The organism is Chloroflexus sp. MS-CIW-1, from assembly GCF_030444705.1.
Classification (GTDB): Bacteria; Chloroflexota; Chloroflexia; order Chloroflexales; family Chloroflexaceae; genus Chloroflexus.
Genome location: NZ_JAUBWR010000001.1, coordinates 360906 through 380092, shown reverse-complemented (window position 1 = coordinate 380092; position 19187 = coordinate 360906). Strand labels below are relative to the sequence as shown.

General features: G+C 55.6%; 17 protein-coding genes. 8 read left to right on the top strand and 9 right to left on the bottom strand.

Features of this window, described 5'->3' with window-relative positions; translation table 11 throughout:
* The first annotated feature begins 151 nt into the window (after nucleotides 1-151).
* Nucleotides 152-1165: a glycosyltransferase family 2 protein gene (locus tag QTO31_RS01485; protein WP_031460534.1), complete on the top strand. Its 1014-nt coding sequence runs from the start codon at nucleotides 152-154 to the stop codon at nucleotides 1163-1165.
* A 3-nt stretch (nucleotides 1166-1168) separates the two neighbouring features.
* Here QTO31_RS01485 and QTO31_RS01480 read toward each other — a convergent pair whose 3' ends face one another.
* Complete coding sequence (locus QTO31_RS01480) at nucleotides 1169-1669, bottom strand: MarR family winged helix-turn-helix transcriptional regulator (protein WP_031460535.1); 501 nt, start codon at nucleotides 1667-1669, stop codon at nucleotides 1169-1171.
* A gap of 167 nt (nucleotides 1670-1836) precedes the next feature.
* Here QTO31_RS01480 and QTO31_RS01475 point away from each other — a divergent pair, with 167 nt between their 5' ends.
* The 5 genes from QTO31_RS01475 (at nucleotide 1837) to QTO31_RS01455 (ending at nucleotide 8613) form a co-directional block, all read left to right on the top strand.
* The gene (locus tag QTO31_RS01475) at nucleotides 1837-2679 is read left to right on the top strand and encodes a hypothetical protein (protein WP_031460536.1); all 843 of its coding nucleotides are present in this window, start codon (nucleotides 1837-1839) and stop codon (nucleotides 2677-2679) included.
* A 346-nt stretch (nucleotides 2680-3025) separates the two neighbouring features.
* Complete coding sequence (locus QTO31_RS01470; RefSeq protein WP_031460537.1) at nucleotides 3026-4102, top strand: sensor histidine kinase; 1077 nt, start codon at nucleotides 3026-3028, stop codon at nucleotides 4100-4102.
* A 62-nt stretch (nucleotides 4103-4164) separates the two neighbouring features.
* Nucleotides 4165-5889, top strand: a complete 1725-nt coding sequence (locus QTO31_RS01465) for a peptidoglycan D,D-transpeptidase FtsI family protein (protein ID WP_031460538.1) — start codon at nucleotides 4165-4167, stop codon at nucleotides 5887-5889.
* 151 nt (nucleotides 5890-6040) lie between these two features.
* Nucleotides 6041-7327 (top strand): S41 family peptidase, encoded by a 1287-nt coding sequence (locus QTO31_RS01460; protein WP_301427873.1) that lies wholly within the window; start codon nucleotides 6041-6043, stop codon nucleotides 7325-7327.
* Between the two features lie 50 nt (nucleotides 7328-7377).
* The gene (locus QTO31_RS01455; RefSeq protein ID WP_301427872.1) at nucleotides 7378-8613 is read left to right on the top strand and encodes a cysteine desulfurase-like protein; all 1236 of its coding nucleotides are present in this window, start codon (nucleotides 7378-7380) and stop codon (nucleotides 8611-8613) included.
* A gap of 52 nt (nucleotides 8614-8665) precedes the next feature.
* On the opposite strand, the gene QTO31_RS01450 is transcribed toward QTO31_RS01455, so the two are convergent.
* The 6 genes from QTO31_RS01450 to QTO31_RS01425 all read right to left on the bottom strand — a co-directional run bounded on the left by QTO31_RS01450 (nucleotide 8666) and on the right by QTO31_RS01425 (nucleotide 15052).
* Nucleotides 8666-9547 carry a hypothetical protein gene (locus QTO31_RS01450; RefSeq protein WP_301427871.1) on the bottom strand — a complete coding sequence of 294 codons (882 nt, stop codon included), beginning with the start codon at nucleotides 9545-9547 and terminating at the stop codon, nucleotides 8666-8668.
* Nucleotides 9544-10620: a cell division protein FtsZ gene (locus QTO31_RS01445; RefSeq protein WP_301427870.1), complete on the bottom strand. Its 1077-nt coding sequence runs from the start codon at nucleotides 10618-10620 to the stop codon at nucleotides 9544-9546. Before QTO31_RS01445 ends, QTO31_RS01450 begins: the two co-directional genes overlap by 4 nt.
* 146 nt (nucleotides 10621-10766) lie before the next feature.
* Nucleotides 10767-12674 carry an N-acetylmuramoyl-L-alanine amidase gene (locus QTO31_RS01440; RefSeq protein ID WP_301427869.1) on the bottom strand — a complete coding sequence of 636 codons (1908 nt, stop codon included), beginning with the start codon at nucleotides 12672-12674 and terminating at the stop codon, nucleotides 10767-10769.
* A 33-nt stretch (nucleotides 12675-12707) separates the two neighbouring features.
* Nucleotides 12708-14186: a CHAT domain-containing protein gene (locus QTO31_RS01435; RefSeq protein WP_301427868.1), complete on the bottom strand. Its 1479-nt coding sequence runs from the start codon at nucleotides 14184-14186 to the stop codon at nucleotides 12708-12710.
* A 31-nt stretch (nucleotides 14187-14217) separates the two neighbouring features.
* Nucleotides 14218-14409, bottom strand: coding sequence for a hypothetical protein (locus QTO31_RS01430; RefSeq protein WP_031461410.1), 192 nt, complete (start codon nucleotides 14407-14409; stop codon nucleotides 14218-14220).
* 187 nt (nucleotides 14410-14596) lie between these two features.
* Nucleotides 14597-15052, bottom strand: a complete 456-nt coding sequence (locus tag QTO31_RS01425; RefSeq protein WP_031461411.1) for a division/cell wall cluster transcriptional repressor MraZ — start codon at nucleotides 15050-15052, stop codon at nucleotides 14597-14599.
* Between the two features lie 354 nt (nucleotides 15053-15406).
* Here QTO31_RS01425 and QTO31_RS01420 point away from each other — a divergent pair, with 354 nt between their 5' ends.
* Together QTO31_RS01420 and QTO31_RS01415 are read left to right on the top strand one after the other, a co-directional pair.
* A complete protein-coding gene (locus tag QTO31_RS01420; protein ID WP_051871228.1) occupies nucleotides 15407-15901 on the top strand; it encodes a hypothetical protein in 495 nt (164 codons plus the stop codon).
* The gene (locus QTO31_RS01415; RefSeq protein ID WP_031461413.1) at nucleotides 15786-16280 is read left to right on the top strand and encodes a hypothetical protein; all 495 of its coding nucleotides are present in this window, start codon (nucleotides 15786-15788) and stop codon (nucleotides 16278-16280) included. The genes QTO31_RS01420 and QTO31_RS01415 overlap by 116 nt, the downstream gene beginning before the upstream one ends.
* A gap of 380 nt (nucleotides 16281-16660) precedes the next feature.
* Here the strand turns inward: QTO31_RS01415 and QTO31_RS01410 are convergent, their stop codons facing one another.
* Both QTO31_RS01410 and gatA read right to left on the bottom strand, forming a co-directional pair.
* Nucleotides 16661-17353 carry a hypothetical protein gene (locus QTO31_RS01410; protein ID WP_301427867.1) on the bottom strand — a complete coding sequence of 231 codons (693 nt, stop codon included), beginning with the start codon at nucleotides 17351-17353 and terminating at the stop codon, nucleotides 16661-16663.
* Nucleotides 17354-17720: 367 nt separating this feature from the next.
* The gene (gene gatA / locus QTO31_RS01405; protein WP_301427866.1) at nucleotides 17721-19184 is read right to left on the bottom strand and encodes an Asp-tRNA(Asn)/Glu-tRNA(Gln) amidotransferase subunit GatA; all 1464 of its coding nucleotides are present in this window, start codon (nucleotides 19182-19184) and stop codon (nucleotides 17721-17723) included.
* Nucleotides 19185-19187: the final 3 nt, after the last annotated feature.

Sequence of the window (19187 nt, the reverse complement as noted above, 5' to 3'; positions counted from 1 at the left end):
CAAGTTCCACCGCACACACACCTGCAGCTTGACGATGCGGGCTGCCTGCCCAGAGAGTGCCACGATAGCGAGCTGTCACTTACGACTAGACGGGTGATTGCTCAATCTGCAATGGGATGATACGTGTGCTGGCAGTCATTGCTCTGATGTCATGAACAAACCGCGTATTTCAATCATTCTTCCCATCCACAACGCCGCAGCAACCCTCCCGGCCTGTCTGCGTTCGCTGGCCCGGCAAACCTTCAGCGATTACGAGGTGTTAGCGATTGACGATGGTTCAAGCGATGAGTCACCCGCTATCGTTGCCGCAGCCGCTGCACGTGATGCGCGGATTGTGCCGATTGCGGCCGGACGTATCGGTTTGGCCGCAGCTCTTAATCTGGGGCTTGAACTGGCCCGTGCACCACTGGTTGCGCGTATGGATGCTGATGATGTCATGCATCCGACTCGCCTGGAACTCCAATATCACGCACTCCAGTCCCAACCCGAACTGGTGTTAATCGCCAGTCGGGTAGTAGCCTTTCCGGCACGAGTGATAAAGGCCGGATTGCGGGAATATCTCCGCTGGCAAAATCGGATTTTAACGCCTGAACAAGTAGACGCCGAAATCTACGTTGAAGCACCGTTTGCCCATCCTTCTGTGATGTTTCACCGGGCGCCGGTACGAGAACTGGGCGGCTATACGACAAAGCCTTGTCCAGAAGACTACGAATTGTGGCTGCGCATGCACGAAGCCGGTATGCTTATGCAAAAGCTCCCGCAGAATCTGCTGGCCTGGCGCGAGCATCCCGAGCGGGCGACACGTCGCGATCCGCGGTATGCACGGGATGCGTTCGATGAATTACGGGCCGACTTCCTGGCCCGCGATCCGCGTTTGCACAGTGGAAGACCGTTGGTATACTGGGGTGCCGGACGGGTGACCCGTCAGCGGGTGCGCCGTCTGATCGAACGTGGCTTTGTTCCCTTCGCCTGGATCGATATCGATCCGGCGAAAATCGGCCAAACCATTTGGGGAGCGCCGGTATACGCACCAGCCTGGCTGAACCGACAGCCGCGCCCGTTTGTGCTGGTCTACGTCACGAATCACGGTGCACGAGACCTGATTGATAGCTGGCTTCAGGGGATGGGGTACCAGCCCGGACGTGACTATCTGGGTGTGGGATGACCATTAATCCGCCGCTTTATCACGATGCTCATCGTCGCTCGAATTGACCAGACTGCTGTACAACGACTTTAACAGTTCACGCAGTTGGTAGACTTCGTGTTCCGAGAGCGATCGCATCCGTTTGCGCAACTTCTCGTGATGACGTGGACGTAAATTGCGTAACTTCTCGGCGCCAGCTTCAGTGAGACAAATCAGACTGACACGGCGATCATTAGGATCAGGTCGACGTTCGACGTAGCCCTTGGCGATTAATCGGTCAACGATGCCGGTCAGATTAGAATTGTCGCACATCATACGCGCACTAATCTCACTCAGTGGCACGCCGCTGCGTGATGCGTAATTCAAAATCATGAACTGCGGAACGGTCAAATCTTCACCACGCAAATCGTAGCGGTTATAGGTTTCGAGGATCGAGTGAACCTGACGTAATAACGTGTATGCCTCTATTTCAGGTGTCATCTCGCCACTCTGCGGCCATCCGGTAGGATCAGTGGAGATGCTCATCGCTTTCTCCTCACTAGTGCGCCAGAGGCGCAGGGGTTAGGGTATCATGTAACAGGGATCACGGTGATCTGCCGTATAATTCCTTCTACTTTCAACTATATCATGGGTGTTGGTTGTATGTCAATCTTGTTTCAAATGAAACAGTTTCAACTTGCAAAGGGGGCATCGTGTATATCCCACAACCGCGTTACGAACAGATCGTGACGATGGCTTTGATCGGGGCCATCGGTCTGGCAACCGTATTTTTGATCGATAGTAGTCCGGTGAATGCCCGGTTTGCACTCGGCGGTGATTTGCCGGAGATTAGTCTCTCGTGGGTACTGATCGGCACTTTAATTGCATCGGCGGCGATCAGTGCTGATTGGATACGTCGTAGCCATCCGCACCCGCATGACTGGATTGTGCGCTCGTTTGGCCCGTTACGCAATATAACGCCTGCCCTCTGGGTCTTGCCAGGTTTGAGCATTGCAGCGGCCTACGCCTTCTGGCGTCTCTTCAATCCGGTGTTGGGCGGAACGGCGTTTCTGGCAGCTCTTGTCTTAACTGCCGGTACGCTCTTCGTGATTCTGACTGTGCAGTATTTTAGTCTGCACCGGCAGCCGGAAATACATATACCGGCTCAGATTATTCTTCACATAATTGGCTACATCATCGCATTCAGCATCTTTAGTGCTATTTATTACACGCGCTATCGTACCCTTTACTCGGCCACGATGGTTGCGATTGTCGCTGCGGTGCTGGTCTATGCGTTGCTCAATATTCAGCAGCGTCCGATTTCGGTAGGCGTGGCCTTTGTTGCCGGTCTCGGTATTGCTGAACTGATGTGGGCTCTTAATTACTGGCAAACGACGTTCTTGCTAGCTGGAGTAGTGCTGGTGACGGTATTGTATGTTGTGATCGGCTTGCTCGGTTACGCCTGTATTGGTCAACTGAATCGACGATTGCTGATTGAATATGGTGTCCTGGGGGCGCTTCTGATCGGGGGAGTTGCCTATCTTTCGATCCGGTAGCAGAAAAGAGGAGCGTGAAAAATAGAGGAGGGCAGAGCTTTTCAGTGTTTTCAGGTTTTGGTTGTGCTCACCATGTGCTGAGCGGGGTGGCGAAAGGAACCGATTCTCACCACTGCCATCTCCCCACTCCTCTTCCACAAGGTGAGAGGAAGGGGGTGGCGGAAGGAGAGGGGTGCCGGACATACTGCGCAGTACAGACATTGAAAACGTTGAAAAGCCCTAGAATTGTCAGGATCAGTCTTGCCGCACCGCCTGCTTTCTGCTACACTTACTCATGCTCTAACTAAAAACACCCAGGGTTTATCGCGGCGACCCTCTCTTTCCGGCCGCCGCCGGGAGAATGCGGGTGCGACACCTTATTGATACATGGCGGCAGCGTCTACATCCCGTCCATTTGTTTATCGGGTATCGCTGGCTGGCGTGGTTGATCGCCGGTATCGCGCTTACCTTACCTGGACGTGCTGCCGATAGCTGGCCATTGAACGCCAGTCTGTTGCTGATAACGCTGCTGGTGGTGCTATTCATTACCCGGCAGGCCCAGCACTACCTGCAATTGATGCAGCGGCGGCCTGTCTTGTTGGCAGGTGATGTGCTGCTGGGCTGGCTGGTTTTGATACTGAGCGGCCACGACTTTTTGCCTTTTGGTCCCCACGCTCTGGGTAGCCTGATCGCACCAGCCTTGATCTTCGGGTGGCGTGGAGCGCTGATCGGTGGTGTTGGCGGTGGTATTCTCTTTGTCATTGGTTACAATGGGGTAGCCGATGGATGGTCCTTTATGATACGGATCGTCTTACCGGTGATCTTTGCGCTGGTTTGGGCAGCGTTGGCGGTCTGGTGCCAACCACCACCTGATCGGCTCAAATATACTGGTGAGCATTTCCCGCGCTCTGCTTCACCACCCGCTAATCCCTCACGATCATCTCTGACCTCAGGTGAGACGGTTGGTCGGTCAACTGAGTGGTACCCACCGAGCTTCACCAGCACCGGTAATCGCACGACGACCGGCCTGGCTTCAACGGTATCGCTCCGACCTGATCTGCAATTAGCGATCAGTCAGTTGGTCGATGTTGAACGCCAGCGCGGGGGGTTGCAGGTAGAATGTCGAATCGAAGGCACAACACAGCGACTAACCGTTGCCCAGCAAATGGTGCTGATCCGTGCTGCGCAGGAAGCATTGTCGAATGTGCGCCGCCACGCCCATGCCTCGTCGTGTGAGGTCTGGTTACGAGTCGACGATCAAGCTGCGACACTCCAGATACAGGATGATGGTGTTGGGTTGCTCGATGGTACTTACGAACGACCACACCTGCATGCTCTCCGTGCTCTCCGTTACCGGGTCGCTGAACTTGATGGGCAACTGGCCGTCTTTGAAGGCGAACGGGGTGGACTGATCGTGCGTGTGACACTTCCCCTTGATTCGTAAATGTGCGTTATCATATCACCGAGCCTCGTTGTTGTGGCAGTTGAGCAGAGGAGTTTGTGCGCATGAAATGGCGCCGTTTCCTGGCAATACCGCTGCTTGCGGTTGTGCTGGGTTTGTTGGGCTACGGTATCTTGCTGCCGGTTGAGCAAGAGCCGCTCTGGTTGTTGTTGCTCTGGATCGGTGGCCCACTGGCTGGTGTAGTACTGTTGAGTTGGCTGGATACATCAACTCCGACGAGTGATCTTGCCCGTACAGTTTCGCGGGTAGGCACAGTGATTATGATTGGCTTTTTAATGTTGAGCCTACAGTTGCTTCGCCAGCAATTTGTGCAGGCTAGTGCGATCAGTAATCATGTCGTCGTGAGTGTCGATGGTAGTACAACCAGCAATGTGCGGCCTGTGTTGGCAACACAGCGTGTTTTGCGGGGCACGATCCTTGATCGGCGAGGTCGTATCTTGACCGAGAGTGTTTTGATTAACGGTATCGCCCGTCGAGTCTACCCACTTGCCGATCAGTATGATATGACGGCATTTGGACATATTCTCGGTTTCTTTAGTCCGCGTTACGGTCAGAGCGGCCTTGAAGCTGTCTACAACGAGTATCTTTCGGGTGAGCGGGGCAATGAATGGCAGTTGCTCCTCAGTGAGTGGACAGGTGAAACCCAACGTGGTAATGACTTGACGTTGACGCTCGATGCTGAACTTCAGGCACGGGTAGCAGCATTACTTGGTGATCGGCGGGGTGCGGTTGTCGTCCTCGATCCTCGGAGTGGTGCTATTTTGGCCCTTGTAAGTCGGCCCGGGTTTGATCCAAGTCAACTTGTGGTGAACCCTGCTGCTTCCGATCTGACGGCTGAACGTCAACGGGTCAGTGATTATTGGGCTGCGTTGAATCGCGATGATGCTGGTCAGCCTCTGCTCAATCGAGCGACGCAGGGGCGTTATCCGCCCGGTTCAACGTTCAAAACGGTGACGGCAGTGGCCGTACTCGAATACTGGCTTCAGAGTCAGCCTGACCAGATTTCCTGTCCCAATGAATATTATCCCCAACCCGACGCACCGCCAATTGTGAATGCAGTTGATAATTTAGGCGCTCAAATTGGTGAACCGGCCACGTTAGAACGAGTGTACGCTTTCTCTTGCAACACGGCCTTTGCTCAATATGCGGTCCGGCTTGGCGCTGATCGGTTGGCCGAGGTGGCGCAGCGCTTTAATATTTTCTTGCCCAATCGCCTGCCAGCCGGTTTTCGTCCGCTGCGCGATTTACCTTCAGAACCGAGCCTTCTCAGTGTACAGGCTGATTTTTTGCGGCAGCCGCGTGCGTTAGCCGATACCGGTTATGGTCAAGGACAGTTGCTGGTGTCCCCACTCCAGATGGCGTTAGTCGCCGCTGCTATCGGTAATGATGGGGTGATGATGCAACCCTACCTTGTGCAGCGGGTAACGCGCCCCGATGGGAGTACGATCTGGCAGGCTGGTCCGACCAGTATTCGGCGCGTGATGTCGGGTCAGACTGCACGCTTGATGCGTTCGTACATGGCGGCTGTTGCCCGGTATGGTTTTGGTCGTAGTATTTCGCAATTTGTGAATCAACCGGTTGGTGGTAAATCGGGAACGGCTGAACATTTGCCTGGTGCGCCGCCACATGCCTGGTTTATTGCCCTTGGCCCGATTGACACACCGCGTTACGCAGTGGCAGTTGTAATCGAACAGGGTGGCGAGGGGAGCGGTGTTGCTGCTCGCCTGGCCGGTGAGGTGTTGGCTGCGGCTTTTGCATTAGAGGAATAGATGCTCTTTCAAGAACTATGTGCTGTGAATGCGGTATAATCTGTACGCTCTGTAGTAGCCTGCTCTTTTCACCCGCTGGTTCGTCCATGTTGTGCGAGGTGTACAGCGCAGATCTGTCCACTCGCTTTCGCAGCAGAGTCAAGTGTTGAACATGCGCATACAGACTTGCCTGCGCTATACCTTTCTGTGGCTGTTAGTGGTCGTGCTGGTTGGCTGTTCGTCGGTACCGGCAGATGATACGCCAGAAGCAACATCTCCTGTGACAGCATCGCCTGTGCCTGAGATGGCGCTCACGCCGACGTTGCAACTGCCGCTCGATGCAACGCTGCGTCAGCAGATTTTTACCGAGGTTTGGACGACGATCAATGAGCATTATCTTGATCCGACCTTCAACGGTGTGGATTGGGCGCAAGCACGAGTTGAGTATGGAGCACGAGCATTGGTTGCCGAGGATGATGCCTCGTTTTTTGCCGTGATCGGCGCGATGGTTGCCCTCCTACGTGATGATCACTCTCGTTTTGTACCGCCACAGGCTGTCGTCGCCGAAGATCGCTTGACCAGCGGGAGAGAGGAGCAGGTCGGGATCGGCGTAAGTACGTTACGTCTGAGCGATGGTCTCCTGATTCAACACGTCTTTCCGAACAGTCCGGCAGAACGGGCTGGCCTGCAACCGCGTGACCGCATTGTTGCCATTGATGGTCGAACCTTTACACTAGGGTCTATCGAAGGGCCGGTGGGTAGTCGTGTGCATTTGCTTGTCGTACGGCCCGAAGGTGGTTCGCGTGAATTGGAATTGGTACGCGAGCAGGTAGAAGGACGGATTGAGCCATTCGTGCGGCGGTTGACCAACGATGTGGCGTACATCGGTATCAGCACGCTGTGGGTCAATACGATGCACGAACAGGTCGCCGAGGCACTGCGTCGGCTTGTCGCCGAACGACCGCTGCAAGGGGTGATTCTCGATCTGCGCAGTAATCCAGGAGGGTGGCGTGATGTGCTGAGTGGATTACTTGGCCATTTTGTGACCGGTGAAGTAGGCGCCTTTATCAGTCGTAAGGGGGCTACGCCGCTGGTTGTCTCCTTATCTGATCCCGATTTGCGTGGATTACCGGTGGTGGTGTTGATTGATCGGAACACCGCCTCGTATGCCGAGCTGCTTGCGGCGGTGCTCCAGCAAGAGATTGGGGCAATAGTAATTGGACAACCTTCTGCCGGTAATACCGAAACGATCTACGCTTACGAGATTACCGGTGGCGCCCGTCTGTGGGTTGCCCAAGAGGTGTTTCGGCTCAACGATGGCAGTGATCTTGAGGGCCGAGGGGTACAACCCGATATCCAACCTACCAGCGATTGGACGCGCTTTCGTTTCGAGACCGATCCCTGGATAGTGCTCGCGCATGATCAGATACAAGTTGCAAGAGCACATCAGCAAAGATGATCTTCATCGTTTCTAAATGAGCAGATTCGTTTCTGATAAGGGAGACTATTATGCAGCCATTCAACCCCATGACGATCCGTCCCCTCTTTCCGGCGTTAGCGCAGGAAGTTGCCGGTCGGCCAGCCGTGTTCTTCGATGGCCCTGGTGGGACACAGGTACCCCAATCGGTTATCACGGCGATTGCCGATTACCTGACACACAGCAATGCCAATACGCACGGTGTGTTTATTACCAGTCAACGAACTGATGCAGTGATCGCCGGTGCCCATGCTGCGATGGCAGACCTGCTGGGCTGCGCTCCCGATGAAGTCTTCTTCGGCCAAAATATGACCTCGCTTACCTTTGCGCTGAGTCGGGCGATTGGTCGTGAGTTGCAGGCCGGTGATGAAATTATTGTGACGCGCCTTGATCACGACGCTAACGTTGCTCCGTGGCGGGCACTGAGTGAACGCGGTGTGGTGATTCGCGAGGTAGACATCGACACCGAAGATTGTACCCTTGACATGGACAATCTAGCGGCCTTGATCGGCCCACGTACCCGTCTGGTTGCAGTTGGCTACGCATCGAATGCAGTGGGAACGATCAATGACATTCCCCGGATTGTGGAGTGGGCGCATCAGGTAGGGGCACTGGTATTTGTCGATGCCGTTCACTATGCGCCCCATGGCTTGATCGATGTTAAGGCACTGGATTGCGACTTTTTGGCCTGTAGCGTGTACAAATTCTTTGGCCCGCATGTAGGGGTGATCTACGGCAAACGAGAGCATCTGCAACGCTTCCAGCCATACAAAGTTCGTCCGGCTGCCGATACAGTTCCCGAGCGTTGGATGACCGGCACGCAAAATCACGAAGGTCTGGCCGGTGTGATCGCGGCTATCGATTATCTGGCTAGCCTGGGGCAGCCAGCACCTGATCGTCGTGCTGCCTTGACCACGGCAATGCAGCAGATTGCAGCCTACGAGCGAACGCTAGCTGTGCAGTTAATTGAGGGGATGCTTGCGATCCCTGGTCTGACCTTCTACGGCATTCGTGAGCCGGAACGTTTTGCCTGGCGCACCCCCACCGTCTCATTCCGCCTGGCTCATCTGTCACCACGAGCAGTGGCTACTGCCCTGGCCGAGCGGGGAATCTTCGTGTGGGATGGAAATTACTACGCCCTGAGTTTAAGTGAACGTTTAGGGGTAGAGTCGAGCGGTGGTATGGTGCGGGTAGGGCTGGTTCACTATAACACCGCTGAAGAAGTAGATGTTTTTCTCACGGTACTGCGTGAGCTGACAAACGGCTAAGATCATTCTGGTGTTGGCGGGGCAGGTGAGAAACCTGCCCCATCAGATCGCTTCATTCATAGACGTTCGCCGGTGGTGTGGCAATAGCCGGCCTGCGTTGCTCTCCTTCCACACGATCCCACATCAGCAATCCCGGTTGTTCGCTGAGGAGTACCCGGTCGGGGCTATAACGCACCATCGTTCCGTGGGTGCTCCCTAATACCCGACGGTTCAGGTCGGGTGGCATCGTCGTGATAAATCCCTCATCATCGAAGAAGAGACGGACACACGAAAAGGCAAAGGTCAGATCGTGTGGGCTGGCAAGTGTCATCTCAAGCTCAGAGTCGCCGCTGATACCAATCTGACCGCCGAGATCGCTGATCATCTGGCGTAACGCATCGATATCAACGTTCAGGCGCTGCCCCTTCGTACCGCTGAGGGTAATCGTGATATGGCGACTGGTCAGGACGGAATCGATCAACAACAATTCATACGGCGTTTGCTCGAAGAGAATGGCTGCTGCCGGATTGGTGCGATCAATGGCCCGGCCAGCTAATGCCCAGCCCAACGCATTGACATCGTAGGCAACCCGCATTGCCGTTGGGAACGAAAACGCAACGGTAGACACACCCTGGAGCGAGATAGACAGGTTGGCGGTCGGCGCCCCAAAGCCGTAGAGGAATCCGCGTAGGATATGGATGCCGAGATCAAGACTGACTCGCCGCGAGCGCCGCCCACTGACATCAATGAGCTGTGACACGGCAGGTTGGACACTCAGTGGACTGGAATCGGTCAGTAGCGGTAACAATGAACCACGAAAGATACTTCGTCCATTCCGATGAACGACGACCGATAACGGACGGATGCGAGCATCAGGTACCCGCACGGCATTCGCGCCAAACAGATCGTACACTAGCGTAACGAGTGGATCATTGGTGCAGAGGTGAAGTATCATAGGCTACCTCGATGGTGTAATTTCAAAAAGGGTGGTAGATCGTCAGGGTACAAATGGTTCGATGCAGATACGATGTTTGCCGGGCGTACTGAGCGTAACGGTTGGCGAAACGACTCAACCTCGCTGGCAATCAGCGTCACCCGCACACGATCACGATGGGCAGGGTGGGGCGAAGTTACAACCCCGATGACTGGATCAATCTCGTTGTTGATCGTGCGATGAATCTGCTCGATCGCTTGCTGGACATCGATCAGACCAAGCTGACTCCCACCAATAATCGACACAAAGACCCGGCGCGCCTTCAACAAATTCCCTTCCAGGAGATCACATTTAAGAGCATGGTGCATCGCACGTTGTGCGGCATCGCTCCCCGAGGCGCTACCAATACCGAGCATCGTTTGTCCGGCATTACTGAGCGTTTGCCGTATATGCGAAAAATCGAGTTGCATCAGTGACGGTAATGAGAGTTGATCAACAACGCCACTGATCGCGGCGCCCAGGATGGTGTTGCTGTAGGTTAGTGCAACGGATAGCGTCGTGCGCGGATCGACAACATTGAGAATTTTCTGGTTGGAGACAACCACGACGGCATCAGCTTCGCTGGTTAGTGCCGTTAATCCCTGTTCAGCGGTTCGACTACGCTGACCCTTTTCAACGTAGAATGGCATCGTGACAAAGGCCAGGGTGAGCGCACCGAGCTGGCGGGCAAGACGGGCAACAACCGGCGCAGCACCGGTACCGGTACCTCCACCCATGCCAGCAACGATCACAACCAGATCGGCGCCGCTCAACACCTTTGCCAGCGCCGGCTCACTTTCTACCGTTGCCGCTGCGCCGACTTCCGGCCGCCCACCAGCTCCTTTACCGGCAGTACACTGTGGCCCCAGCAAAATGCGCGTGGGCACATTCGTGCGACCGGTCAGGTCTTGGTGATCGGTATTTGCAACGATCAGATCGACCCGGTCGGTTTGGAGCTTCAACGTACTGACCAGATTTCCGCCACATCCGCCCAACCCGATCAGTTTGATAGTGATCGGAGGGTAGGGTTGAAACGAAGGTGTTGTTGGCTGCATAGACCCCCCATGTGTTTCTGGCAGCCGGTGATAGCAATAGCCCGGCTCTTCGTTTGCAGACAGGATTTGTTCTCACTTTTTTGCTCTCACACTGGGGAGAGGAGAAGAGAAATACTGCTTTCGGGAATGGCATTTGCAAACCCATGCTAAGAATCACCTGTCAGACTACCTGATCGCACCCGATCGTGACCGATCTGAAAATGTCGTTGCAGCCATCGTACCAGCGTGCGCACTGCCTGCCGTAGCACTGGTGGAGTGTGATCGAGCGATCCTTCGACAGCGATCACCAGTGCGCGCTGGTCGAGTTGTTCGGCAGGTAGACCAATACCGCGTGCAGCACGTGCCACGTAGCGTTCATTCCGTAACCGAAAAATGGTTCCAGTATGATCAATATAGTAGTGCCAGCGCGCCTCGATGTGTGCGTTGCATAGTGAAAGGCTTGCTGGCCCTGGTGCTGGCACTACCAGGATGGTGTCAATGGCACGTCGCCGCAGCTCACCATCACCGGCAAACAAGCTGACGTCGATCAGTGGTCGATGCTGCCGCGGTGGCCCCAAGACGGGCTGGTTTCTGATGACCGGCAGTGAGCCAAATTGATGACCGAGCCGTGACAAGCGGACAATGCCGCTCGTGAACTGACGACGTGGGCCAAGCAGGGTTGTTAACCGGCCAAACGGATGACCGGGCGGTAATGGTTGGTCGAGTGGCCAATCAGGGGTTGGCAATCGACAGGCAACCACATCGAGCGCGAAGGGCATCAGTGCCATCGGCACGCCAGCAATCAGCGCAGTTTCGGCCTGACCAAGTGGTGCGCCTAATTCCTCATCGAGTGCATAGCGTACCAGTGCCGCATCTGCCTGATACCGTCGCCCGGTACGTAAGGTGAAGAGATCATCGAGGATGAGGTGCGCTAATTGCGCTGCCCGGTCGCGGCTTATACCGGCGAGCAGTATTTCACCTGCTGCCGCACGACGGATTTCACTGAGGCGGTAGATAATTTGCCATTGACCAACCGGCGAGCAAAGGCTATCGAGGGCGAAATGCTGGCAGGCAACATTCCAGCCTGGAGCCAGCGTCAGCCGATGATTGTGACTGATCGGCATGCCAAGTTCACCGACATGAGCGAGAAAATATTGGTGAAATGCCCAGCCTGGCTGGAAGCCGTTGATCGGATCGGCCGCTCGGAAGATGGCTTCCAGCAAGGTCAGGCGTTGTGGGCTGGCTGGAATATCGCTCAACCGTCGAACTGGCTCATCGGTGCGTATCGTATCATCGGGGCAAACGGCCGCAAACAGCGCATCACGTGCGTATACCTCAACCAGATAGCGCGTGCCATCTGGGAGTGACAACACCCGTTCGCGATCATCAGGCGCCGATGCTGGCCGTGGCGCCGGTGGACGGGCCACCAATGAAGTCACCGGCATCCCCAGATGAGTCGTGCGCGCTACGGTAAAGAAGGGCCAGTTGGCAGGAAGACCACTGCCGGCGGCCCGGTATGCAACATCGAGCATATGTTGCTGCAACTGTTCGGCTGGCGGTAACGCCGGCTGACCGGGGAGATCAGCAAAGACCTCGGCAAGAAAGCGTTGCCAGGGAAACCCGGCCGGATCGGTCTTCCGACCGGGCGAGATGTCAAGGTGGCGTACTACCTGATGCGGCGGAATCTGATACTTCTGCGCTAGCTCGCGGGTCAGCCAGCATGCTGCGGCGTACTGTTCGGGCGGATAAGGATCGCGTCCGTCGTTGCGATTCTCTAACTCGATCCCTAATGACACTTCATTACACCCGATAACCGTGCGTCCATCGACCTCCCAACGGCTTATACCAGCGTGCCAGGCAATATCGCGATCGGCAACTAGTTGGAAAATCTGACCGCTTTTGTTGATGTAGTAATGTACCGAAACTTCACGTCCCGGTGCACCACCCTGACGCAACCATTTCAGATCGCCAGGGTAGGTACCGGCGGTCGCATGCAACACGATCATGCGAATACGATCCGGGGTGCCCGGTTTGAAATGATTGCGGAGCATCCCAACCCATTCAATCTGATACATGCCTCACCTGATCCTGGAATAGGTATTCTCGAATCATTCACTGCGATGATGATGACGTTGACGTGCCCACTCTTCCTGGATACGCAGACGGCGAATACGTGGTGTCTGACGGGAGCCAAGCGTCAGTGCTGGCGGCTGATCGCTCGGTGGTCGTACATAGACTGGCCCCTGGCTCCGGCTACGCACGTACAGGGCCGGTACAAACCATGACACCTGATCCGTCTCACTGACGTACAATGCGATGCGGGCCGCCGCCAGTGCTTCCTGAACACTGCGCCCCTGTGCCAGTCCGGCGTACACAATGCTGGCAATGCGGGTTGCGGCATCGGCACGAATAGTAAACTGCATGCCGATCACGACCGGTACCCCGGCCAGACTGAGTGCAGGGGCCACACTACCAAGCAGATTCGGGCCTGGGGTGGTCATGGCGCCCTGACAGGCATGCAATACAACCATTCGCACGCTACCCAGAGCAGCCGCTAATGCCCCGGACGGTATCCACTCTTCCCCACCACGTTCACTGTCGAGCAGTAGTGCCCCACTGCCCTCTTCATACCGTCCGTGACCGTAATAGTGGATCACATCGGGTGACCACTCGCGAACGACCCGTTCCAGTTCGCGGCGCGAAACAGGACTCAGCTCACGTATTTCTGCCAGGTTTCGTTCGAGGAGCGGTTGCAGGGCATGCATTCGTGCACTCCGCTCGATCTGGCGTAGTTCGGGTGGAATGCCAGCCTGTGGTGAAAGTGCTAGAATGCGCAGCGCCCCTAGCCCCGGTACATGTGCCGGTGGCGGACCGGTATGCTTCAGACGACGCTCAATCGTTGCTGCCAAGCGCCGTTCGGCTAAGAGTGGCGTCGGTTCATCGGCCCAAAGCAGCTCCCATGGTAGTGATGCCAAGGCGACATCAGCCGGAGCATGGGCATTGAAGTGACACGAAATCAGCAACGGACGATCAACTGCCAGCGCATAGGCTCGCACGATCTTCAGGGCCTCGGCGCCGCGCTTATCGTGCGTCAGCGCTCGAAAGAGACGGCGTCCGACCCGGTACGGTAAATCGGGCGGAACACGCCAATCATCGTCCCAAAAATCGAGTTCACGTAAGCGATCCTGTTCGCTCTGGGTGAACCTGAACACCGCTTCCTGTGCTGCTGTCCACGGATGCGGGTATGCCGGGTCTTGCAGAACATCAAGGGCCCGCAATACGAGGGGAAGATCGGCTTCGGCAATCGGCATTGGCATTTGGCTCTGAGTAATATCGATCACCTCACTGGCTTCCCAGCGCACAAAGAATCCGCGCTGATACGAACTAAAATCAATTGAAAGTAAGACGGGCTGGTATATTGATCTCATACGTAGCAGTCGCCGAATCAAAGTAATGAGCGGGAAGGAGAGCGGGCTGAAGGTGATCACCAGTACCTGCCACCTGGAAAACAACCAGAACAACAACAATCCGAACAAATCGGTGTACATCCTGGCCACGAACCACCATTCAGCCATTGTGTTCGTCATAGCACAACAATGATGATAAGCGTCCCACACTTCATTCTTGCCGCGATGCATGAGGTACGTCCGCGCCCAGCAGCGTACTCAGCAACTGCTGATCGAGACGAGGGTCATGGGTCGCGCGCCGATCAAGTTGCAGTGTGCTGCGTAGGCGCTGACGGGCAATCGCAGCGCTGGTGGTTGGTCGGCTTAGCGTGGAATAGAGCATAGATCGGCTTGAGATGGTCATGAGTCATTTCCTTTCTACTATGGTATGTAGTAATTTTGGCGACAAAAAATAATCACCGTCGGTCGTGTTGCTCGGGCTTGACTCCCCACGATTCTCGTTCTCAACGGTGACCAGCAAGGCGTGGTAAGAGTAGAACACGACATGAACAACCGTTGCATCGTTTTACTACATATTGTAGTAAATACGATCATAAAGAAAAACCATCGCGTAACGATACGGCCATATCCCAGTCACGCCGTGACCAACGTCCGGTTGCTGCTACCAGCGTAGCCTGGCATTCTTGCCATCGTTCAGGATTCCACACCTCCAGATACTGATCCATTCCAATCAACACTACCTGACGGTCGATACCGGCATAGCCGCGCAGGGCTTCGCTGAGGGTAATCGTTCCCTGGTCATCTAGCCGCAAGACCATAGCTTCGGCAAACAACAACCGACGAACCCAGCGTTCGTCGTCGCCGCTGAGGGTGAGATTATTTACCCGTTGCGCTAGCCCACGCCAGAACGGTTCTGGACAGAGTTGTAAACAGCGGTCAAACCCACGGGTGATAATCATACCGGGCTGAAGCAACGGTCGCAGCGGAGTCGGGATTGTAAAGCGGCCACTGTTATCGAGCAGCGTATACCACGTACCAAGGAGCATGGTTCCCTCGCATGTCAACAGCAACTTCACCAGTTTCAGGGTGCTTATTGGGAGCTTACTGGCTTCACCAATGTTACTATAGCATATAATATTCGAGTTGTCTAGCCATGTTTTACGGTCTGCTGATGGGGGCTTGATTTTACTACAATTTGTAGTATGATGATTGCGAACTGAGTCGGTCAACCAGAACAAGGAGGTGTCATGAGCGCCGATATTCATCAGGAGTAACGGATGAGATTGCCAGAAGACAACTAAGAAGCGTATAATAACAACCCAGTAACAACCTAAATACTGGACAAGTTTGCCGAATCGTGCTAGAATGATACCTGACAAGAACCTGAAAGGAACCCCGCAATGCGAGCAGTGAATGACAACGCCACGATCAACACCGTGACCGAAGCCGATCATCTGACAGTACAACTTCCTCTACAGGTTATAGGGCTATCGTCTGTCTATGCTGCAACGCTAAGTCTGCTTCAGCGTCGTTTTCCAACCGTACTGCCTGATCACCTCTGGGCCGAGGTCGCCGGCGGGGTTGTTCTCTCGCTGGCGCCAGTTGCGCTGGCTGCCCGTCGTTTGGGCCATCTTGACTGGCGCCGCTATGAAGAGCTGGTCTGGCGTAGTTTTGTCGCCGCAGGCATTCCGATCATCCTCTGGCAACTGGGCGAAAACATTCTGCGCCAGCAAGCAACCGAAGAGTACCTGCGTCGACCACGAAGGAGCGCGATTGATTATGCCGACGATACCACGCCGCTGGCCAACCGAACTGGAGACCGAGAGGGTCGAGTTGATCCGCATAGCGGAAGAGGCGGCTCAGCACATCCTGCAGGCCCGGAGTACGCTGGATGAGGTGCGTAACGAACTGAGCCGCAACCCTCACCTGTGTCGGATACTGATCGTTACTGCCGAACGTGCCGTGTGCGATGCCTTGACCTGCACCGAACGTATGCGTCGCTACCTGGTCATCGTGCGCGGCACCGAAATCCATGGCCGCTGGCCGATGGTCGCTGCCCGTCAGCGTGACGATAGCGAACACGCTCTTGCAGAGGCGATCCAAAATCTTGAAGCGGCCCAAGACCTGTTTCCGACCTTGCGCCAGAATCACCAGTCTAATTTTTTGTTGGCCGAGGCTGTGCTGGCCGATATGACACTGGCACTTGCCCGTGCTCGACGTTCGATTGAGCAGATGGTACGTTTCTTGACCGAAGCTGCTATCGGGCGTGATTAGAGTCTATCCGAAGTGTCCTTTCGCAGCAGAAGACTGGTCGGGGCACAGTGCCCGTATCCCCTGCGATGCGGGCATGCAGGGTAGGCACGGTCGAGCCGATTGGCGAGGTACTGGTAGGGGTGAGGTACCGCCTCGCCCCGTACTAGTCGCAGACAGAGATCGGTTGGGACGCTTCTACATCTATCGATGGGGTGCATCCGTTGCACGTGAGACGGGTATGCAGATAGGCCTTAAGTGCCTATCCGGAATACCCTGTCGCAGAAGAAGATTCGGTTGGGGCGCAGCGTCGCTGCGCCCGTACATCTATCAGGTTGTATCCGCCGTACCGTGAGACGATTATTCGGATAGGCCCTTAAGTGGGTGCAGTACCGCTGTTCACGTTACGGTGTTGGTGTTGCCTGCGCGGTCATAGTCGGTGTTGGGGGTATTGGGGTGATACTGGTCGGTGTGGGTGAGGCTACGTCATCGGCGGTATCGCCAGCAATGTCGCTCAGGCGATTGAGAAAGCGAATCAGCCGCTCACTCCGCCGCTCAACTTCTCGAATCCGCTCGTTCTGCGTAGCCTGTACAGTTGCTACTACCGCTACCAGCACTTGCCCCTCACGAAATTGATCTTGTAGCGCCCCATTTTCAGCAACGGCTGTCTGAAGTGAACGCCCCAGTGCCACCGCGGTTGCGGCGTAGCTAGCCTGGGTTGTGGCAACAACTGCCAGTTCGCTAGCCTGTACTTCTAGTTCGTCGATCCGCTCTCGTGCACTCCCTAGCTCGCCAACAAGTTGGGCCTGCGTTGTCTGCAATTGATGAATCTTGACCGCCTGATCGGTCGCTACCATTTGCAACGTCTGCATACCGGTGCTGGCCTGGCGAATCTGCTGTGGCGTTGTCAGATCAACACCCACCCAGTAGAGGAAGCCACCTGCAACGGTCAGAGTCAATGCGACCGCAATGATCAGCGTGAATAACCAGCCGATGAATCCGGTGATCTGGCGAAGGCAACTTCGTGGTTGTGAGCCTGGCGGTTTAAGTGATTGAGTAACAGTTGGTGGGACTTGATTCGGTTCAGGTTGACTCATTGCGTATCTCATCAGTATCAGCACGGAGATACCTTATTGTACCATGCCTCACAACAGATTCCGACATTCCCTATTTCCCTGGGAGTGCAGACCGCTAGTCCGCAGGTTCGGCGCCTGACAACGCATGGTGTGGCGCATCAGCACATTATTTCCCCCAAGCGTGGTTGAAAAGAGGGGGAAATACCCCTCCTGTACGCTGACCAACAGGTGTTCCGTGAGAGGGTATCGCTATAAGTGGGTTGGGAACCCGTTGCTGCTGCGCTCGCTCCAATGTTATCACTTTGGTTGGGTAGGGCGAACATTGAGTTGGGGATTCGTTGCTACCACTGATCCCGCAACTTCTCGCTCCTACCCGCTATCGCTGTGTCTATGCAGGCAGATCAGGGCGATAGGTGTGCCATTCAGTCGCACGCTGATAGGCATCACCAACGCGCAGCAGGGTTGCCTCATCAAAAGGTCGCCCGATCAATTGAAGACCTACCGGTAGTCCTTCACTGAACCCGCAAGGTACTACCAGTGCCGGCACACCGGCCAGATTGATCGGCAGCGTACAGACATCGCTCAGATACATCGCTAACGGATCGTTGATCTTTTGACCGATAGGGAAAGCGACCGTCGGTGAGGTGGGGGTTGCCAGGACATCAACTTCCGCGAACACGTGCTCGAAGTCACGTTTGATGAGTGTGCGTACCTGCTGGGCGCGACGGTAGTAAGCGTCATAGTAGCCGGCTGAAAGCGCATACGTACCGAGCATAATACGTCGTCGTACTTCCGGGCCGAAACCCTGGCCCCGTGTCTGCTCGATCTGTTCCCACATCGTTTCACCCTCAGCACGGAAGCCATAGCGCACTCCGTCAAATCGGGCCAGATTCGCACTAGCTTCGGCGGGTGCGATGATGTAGTATGTAGGTAAGGCATATCTGGTGTGCGGGAGCGAGACCTCTACCAGCGTGGCACCTAGCTCGCGCAGCACCTCAATGGCCGTGCGGGTCGCAGCTTCGACACCCGGTTCCATTCCTTCAACGAAGTACTCACGGGGAATACCGATACGCAACCCGCGAATATCACCGGTAAGGGCCGTCGTGTAATCGGGGGGAGTGATAGGAGCACTGGTACCATCACGCGGATCGTGCCCGGCAATCACATTCATTAGCAACGCTAGATCGGCGACCGTCCAGGCCATTGGCCCGATCTGGTCGAGTGATGAGCCGTAAGCGATCAGACCGTAGCGGCTGACCCGGCCATACGTTGGCTTGAGACCACTGATGCCGCAGAGTGCGGCCGGTTGGCGGATCGAGCCGCCAGTGTCGGTTCCCAAGGTGGCCGGTACCTGTCCGGCAGCGACGGCTGCTGCACTACCGCCGCTACTACCGCCAGGAACCCGCGTCCGATCCCACGGATTGGTCGTGATCTGGTAAGCACTGTTTTCGGTGCTTGAACCCATCGCGAACTCGTCGCAGTTGAGTTTCCCGATCAACACGGCACCGGCAGCCAGGAGTCGTTCGATAACAGTGGCATTATAAGGTGGGCGAAACCCCGCCAGAATGCGTGAACCGGCAGTGGTTGGGATACCATTGGTGCAAATAACATCCTTGATTGCAATCGGGATGCCGTCAAGCGGGCCGAGTGATCGACCTTGCCGACGTCGTTCATCGGCGGCTTGTGCCGCATCCAGAGCAATCTCTGGTGTGAGGTGCAGAAATGCGCGAATCAGTGGTTCGGTGGCGTTGATCCGCGCAAGACAGGCTTCAGTAAGTTCTACCGCTGTGATGTCGCCAGCAGCGAGCGCTGCGTGTGCGGCGGTAACGGTGAGATGATGTAATTCGGTCATATC